Source organism: Aliiruegeria sabulilitoris (genome assembly GCF_001558155.1).
Lineage (GTDB): Bacteria > Pseudomonadota > Alphaproteobacteria > Rhodobacterales > Rhodobacteraceae > Tropicimonas > Tropicimonas sabulilitoris.
The window spans coordinates 1-609 of record NZ_LOAS01000073.1; the positions used below are offsets into that span (position 1 = coordinate 1).

A 609-nucleotide genomic window follows, 5' to 3' on the forward strand; every position below is an offset into this window, starting at 1 on the left:
GAGCAGATCCTCGGTTTCGTCCCGGAACTTGCCCTTGAGCGGTGCTGCATCACTGCTGGGCTGTCCGGCCGGAACGCCGCGCCGCCGGGCACTGGCGGCCTGCAGAAGGTCCTGCACCTCGTCCCATAAACCCTGATCGACGATGGCTGGATGTTTGCCGGGGAAAGTCTTCTCCTTGTGCCGGATCAAGCCAAGATAGATCGGGTTGGTGAGAATTTTGTGGATCTGGCCGCGGCTCAAGCTGTTGCCGCCCTGAACCCTCCCGGTCGAGAAGACATGGCACTTGGAGCGCAGGCCAATGTCTTCAGCTTCGCGGGTGACGAGGTTCAGGCACCTATGAGTGGCATAGAGAGCAAAGATCTGTCGGACCACGTCGGCCTCGATCTCGTTCATCACCAGTTCTCGGCGCATCGGGTCGGGATGCGGGTCATAGCCGAGTGGGGGAACGCCGCCCATCCAGAGCCCCTTCTTCTTCGAGGCGGCGATCTTGTCGCGGATTCGTTCGGCGGTGACCTCGCGCTCGAACTGGGCAAAGGAGAGCAACACGTTCAGCGGTGGTGTCAGAACAACTTGGCTTGTCGCAGGGCAGGGGGCTGAGTAGCGTCCCCG

The 609-nt window shown here is 61.7% G+C and carries 1 protein-coding gene; it reads right to left on the reverse strand.

Annotated features, from left to right (window positions below):
* Positions 1-609: recombinase family protein (locus tag AX756_RS24350; RefSeq protein ID WP_197431140.1), on the reverse strand; the 609-nt coding region annotated here is incomplete at both ends.